We start from the raw sequence: 3901 nt of genomic DNA on the forward strand, positions 1-3901 counted from the left end.
TCAGGCACTTCGATTCGCCTGATTTCAGCGCCGGTGTTCGTGGCCACCAAGCTGGAAGCCTTCAAGGACAGGGGTCGGGATGCGAGCGGACAGCCCGACTACCTGGGCAGTCACGATCTGGAAGACATCATCACGGTGGCAGACCGGCGACCAGAATTGCTGAACGACTGCCGGGCATCACCGGCTGAACTGCGTGACTACCTTGCACACTCGTTTGCCGCCCTTCTGGCTGCGCCGGATTTTCAAAGCACCTTGGCCGGGCATTTGCCGGGTGACGCCTTCAGCCAGAGGCGCCTGACCGGTTTGCGTGAAACCCTGCTGGCCTTGAGCCATCTCTGAACATGAACACCAACACCCATTCCCTCGTCCAGAAACTCTGGAACTACTGCAACGTGCTGCGCGACGACGGCATGAGCTATGGCGACTACGTGGAGCAGCTCACCTACCTGTTGTTCCTGAAGATGGCCGACGAGCGCAGCAAGCCGCCGCACAACCAGCCGAGCATCGTGCCCGAGGGCTATGGCTGGCCGTCACTGCTGGCGCGTGATGGTGATGCGTTGTTTGACCACTACCGCCACACGCTGGACCGGCTGGGCATGGAGCGCGGCACGCTGGGGCTGATCTTCGCCAAGGCGCAAAACAAGTTCCAGGACCCGGCCAAGCTGCGCCGCGTGGTGGCCGACCTGATCGACACCGAAACCTGGACCATCCTGGGCGCGGACGTGAAAGGCGATGCCTACGAGGGCCTGCTGGAGCGCAACGCGCAAGACACCAAGAGCGGTGCAGGCCAATACTTCACGCCGCGCGCGCTCATCCAGGCCATGGTGGACTGCATCGCGCCGCAGCCGGGTGAGTCGATCTGCGACCCGGCTTGTGGCACCGGCGGCTTTTTGTTCACTGCGCACAACCACATCACCTCGCACCACAAAAACCTCACGCGTGACCAGCTCAAACACCTGAAGGAGAAGGCGTTCACCGGCTACGAACTGGTGCAGGCCACGGCGCGGGTGTGCGCCATGAACCTGATGCTGCACGGCATCGGTTCTGAAAAGTCGGTGCCGGTGGTGGTGGGCGATGCGCTGGGCACCGACCCCGGCGTGCGCTTTGACGTGGTGCTGGCCAACCCGCCGTTCGGCAAGAAGAGCAGCACGGTGATCGTGGGTGAAGACGGCCGCACGAGCACGGAGAAGGACATCATCGAGCGCGACGATTTCTGGGCCACCACGAGCAACAAACAACTCAACTTTGTGCAGCACATCAAGACGCTGCTCGCCACCAACGGCCGCGCGGCGGTGGTGCTGCCCGACAACGTGTTGTTTGAAGGTGGAGCGGGTGAAACCATCCGCCGCCGCTTGATGCAGGAATGCGACCTGCACACGCTGCTGCGCCTGCCCACCGGCCTGTTCTACGCGCAGGGCGTGAAAGCCAACGTGTTGTTCTTCGACAAGAAACCCGCCAGCGAAACGCCGTGGACGAAGAAGCTCTGGATCTACGACCTGCGCACCAACCAGCACTTCACGCTCAAGACCAACCCGCTCAAACGCGAGCACCTGGAAGAGTTTGTGACGCTCTACAACACCGCCAACCGCAACCAGCGCGCAGCCACCTGGAGCACGGAAAAGCCGGAGGGCCGCTGGCGCGCATATACCTTTGACGACATTGCTGCGCGCGACAAGGCCAGCCTCGACATTTTCTGGCTCAAGGACGACTCGCTGGCCGACAGCGACAACTTGCCAGCGCCGGGTGTGATCGCACAAGAGATCGTGGAGGACCTGCAGGCGGCGCTGGAGCAGTTCAAGCTGATTGCGGGTGACCTGGGTGTCGAAGTGCCCGAAACACTCGACGGGCCTTGAGCCATGGCGATCTTTCCGCAGGGCCTCACCCACATTGACAAACGCTGCGCCAACGCGGGCGAGCGCCTTGTGTTGCACCAGCTCAAGCGCAGCCTGTCCGACGACTACATGGTCTGGCACGACGTGCCGCTGGGGCCCAAGGCGAGACAGCCCGACTTTGTGGTGTTGAGCCCGCGCCAGGGCATCCTGATTCTGGAGGTGAAGCACTGGAAGCGCTCGACCTTGTCCAAGGCCAACCGCGACAGCGTGGAGCTCAAAACCGAGCGTGGGCTGGTGACCGAGGCCAACCCCCTGCGCCAGGCGCGCGACTACGCGATGGAGCTGGTCGACCTGATGGCACGCGACCCGCTGCTGGTGCATGCGGACGGTCCGTTCAAGGGCAAGCTGCTGTTTCCCTACGGTTGGGGCGCGGTGTTTTCGGGCTTGGCCGACAAGGATGTGGCCGAGTTGGAGTTCCACAGCCTGTTCCCCAAAAACCAGGTGCTGATGCGCGACGACCTGGACGAGGCGGTGGATGAGGCAACTTTCCAGAGCAAGCTCTGGGGCATGTTCACGGTGAGTTATCCGCACACGCTGTCGCTGCCGCAGCGCGATCGCGTGCGGTGGCACCTGTTCCCTGAGATTCGTGTGCAGCACCAGCCGTCGTTGCTGGAAGAGGGCGAAGCCTCACCCGCGCTGACCCTGCCCGACCTGATGCAGGTGATGGATCTGCAACAGGAGCAGGTGGCCCGCACCCTGGGCGAGGGGCATCGCGTCATCCACGGATCTGCCGGCTCAGGCAAAACGATGATCCTGGTGTTTCGAGCGCAACAGCTGGCCGCCGCCGCCCAAGCCGACCGGCCGATTCTGGTGCTGTGTTTCAACCGGACCTTGGCGCAGCGCATCGAGGGCCAGTTGCGTCTGCGCGGCGTGGACGAGCGCGTGGTGGTTCGCACCTTTCACAGCTGGTGCCAGGACATGGTGCGCGCCTACCAGCTGGAAGTGCCCAAGGGGCTGACCGGCAGCGCCTACTTTGAAGCCCTGGCCGAAACCGTCAACCGCTCGGTGGCCACAGGGCTGGTGCCCGCAGGGCAATACACCGCCCTGCTGATCGACGAGGCGCACGACTTCGAAGATGCCTGGCTGCAGATGGCCGCGCGCATGGTGACGCCCGCCACGAACTCGCTGCTGGTGTTGTACGACGACGCCCAGTCGATCTACCAGAAGAAACGCCGCAAGTTCAACTTCTCGAGTGTGGGCATCCAGGCGCAGGGGCGCACCAGCGTGCTCAAGCTCAACTACCGCAACACGGCCGAGGTGCTGGCGCTGGCCATGCACTGTGCGCAAAGCTTGTTGTCTGACCGGGTTGAGACGGAAGACGCAGTGCAGTCGGTGTTGCCCGCCACGGCCGGGCGGCGCGGTCCGGTGCCGGTGTTGATGCTCGCCAGAAACGCGCGAGAAGAAGCCGAGCTCGTGGCCGAACGCATCGAACAGGCCCTGGCGGCAGGACGGACGTTGGATGAGGTGGCGGTGCTGTTCCGCATCAAGCGCCACATGGACGACGTGGCTGCCGCGTTGCGGCGACGACGCATCGCGGTGCAGTCCATGAACGACCCGCAGTTCAAGGCATTCGACTGGTCAAAACCCAGCGTCAAGCTGCTGACGCTGCACAGCGCCAAGGGGCTGGAGTTTCCGCTCGTGGTGGTGGCCGCACTCGACGCCATGCCCTTCAAAGACGAGGCCATTGAAGAAGAGGTTCGACTGCTCTATGTGGGCATGACCCGCGCGACCCACGAGCTCGTGTTGTCGGCGGCTGGCCCTTCGGCCATGGTGCAGCGGGTGCAGAACTCTCTGGAGGCGGTGGCGCAGCAGTTCAACGCGCGTTGACCCAGGCGGCCGCGTTCTGACCAAAAAAACGGGAGCCAGCGGCTCCCGTTTTTTGTTCAACCCACAGCGCCTTACAGCGTGTCGATGAAGCTGCGCAGCTTGTCCGAGCGGCTGGGGTGCTTGAGCTTGCGCACCGCCTTGCTTTCGATCTGGCGGATGCGTTCGCGGGTCACGTCGAACTG

General features: G+C 63.5%; 4 protein-coding genes. 3 read left to right on the forward strand and 1 reads right to left on the reverse strand.

Translation table 11 applies throughout. The annotated features are described in order from the left end of the window. The first annotated feature begins 39 nt into the window (after positions 1-39). From Q0C59_RS19120 to Q0C59_RS19130, 3 genes are read left to right on the forward strand one after another with little or no spacing between them, the layout of a single operon-like run. A complete protein-coding gene (locus Q0C59_RS19120) occupies positions 40-339 on the forward strand; it encodes a hypothetical protein (RefSeq protein WP_291218564.1) in 300 nt (99 codons plus the stop codon). A 2-nt stretch (positions 340-341) separates the two neighbouring features. Then, a complete protein-coding gene (locus Q0C59_RS19125; RefSeq protein ID WP_291218566.1) occupies positions 342-1853 on the forward strand; it encodes a class I SAM-dependent DNA methyltransferase in 1512 nt (503 codons plus the stop codon). Between the two features lie 3 nt (positions 1854-1856). Further along, the gene (locus Q0C59_RS19130; RefSeq protein WP_291218568.1) at positions 1857-3719 is read left to right on the forward strand and encodes a 3'-5' exonuclease; all 1863 of its coding nucleotides are present in this window, start codon (positions 1857-1859) and stop codon (positions 3717-3719) included. A 71-nt stretch (positions 3720-3790) separates the two neighbouring features. Here Q0C59_RS19130 and Q0C59_RS19670 read toward each other — a convergent pair. Next, a partial coding sequence (locus tag Q0C59_RS19670) for a sigma factor-like helix-turn-helix DNA-binding protein (RefSeq protein WP_366518875.1) occupies positions 3791-3901 on the reverse strand: 111 nt, incomplete at its 5' end.

The organism is Hydrogenophaga sp., from assembly GCF_022844385.1.
Classification (GTDB): Bacteria; Pseudomonadota; Gammaproteobacteria; order Burkholderiales; family Burkholderiaceae_C; genus Hydrogenophaga.

Bases quoted from the DNA above. Each gene is read 5' to 3' on its own strand.
- Q0C59_RS19130 (WP_291218568.1), top strand. From the start codon at position 1,857: ATGGCGATCTTTCCGCAGGGCCTCACCCACATTGACAAACGCTGCGCC.
- Q0C59_RS19125 (WP_291218566.1), top strand. From the start codon at position 342: ATGAACACCAACACCCATTCCCTCGTCCAGAAACTCTGGAACTACTGC.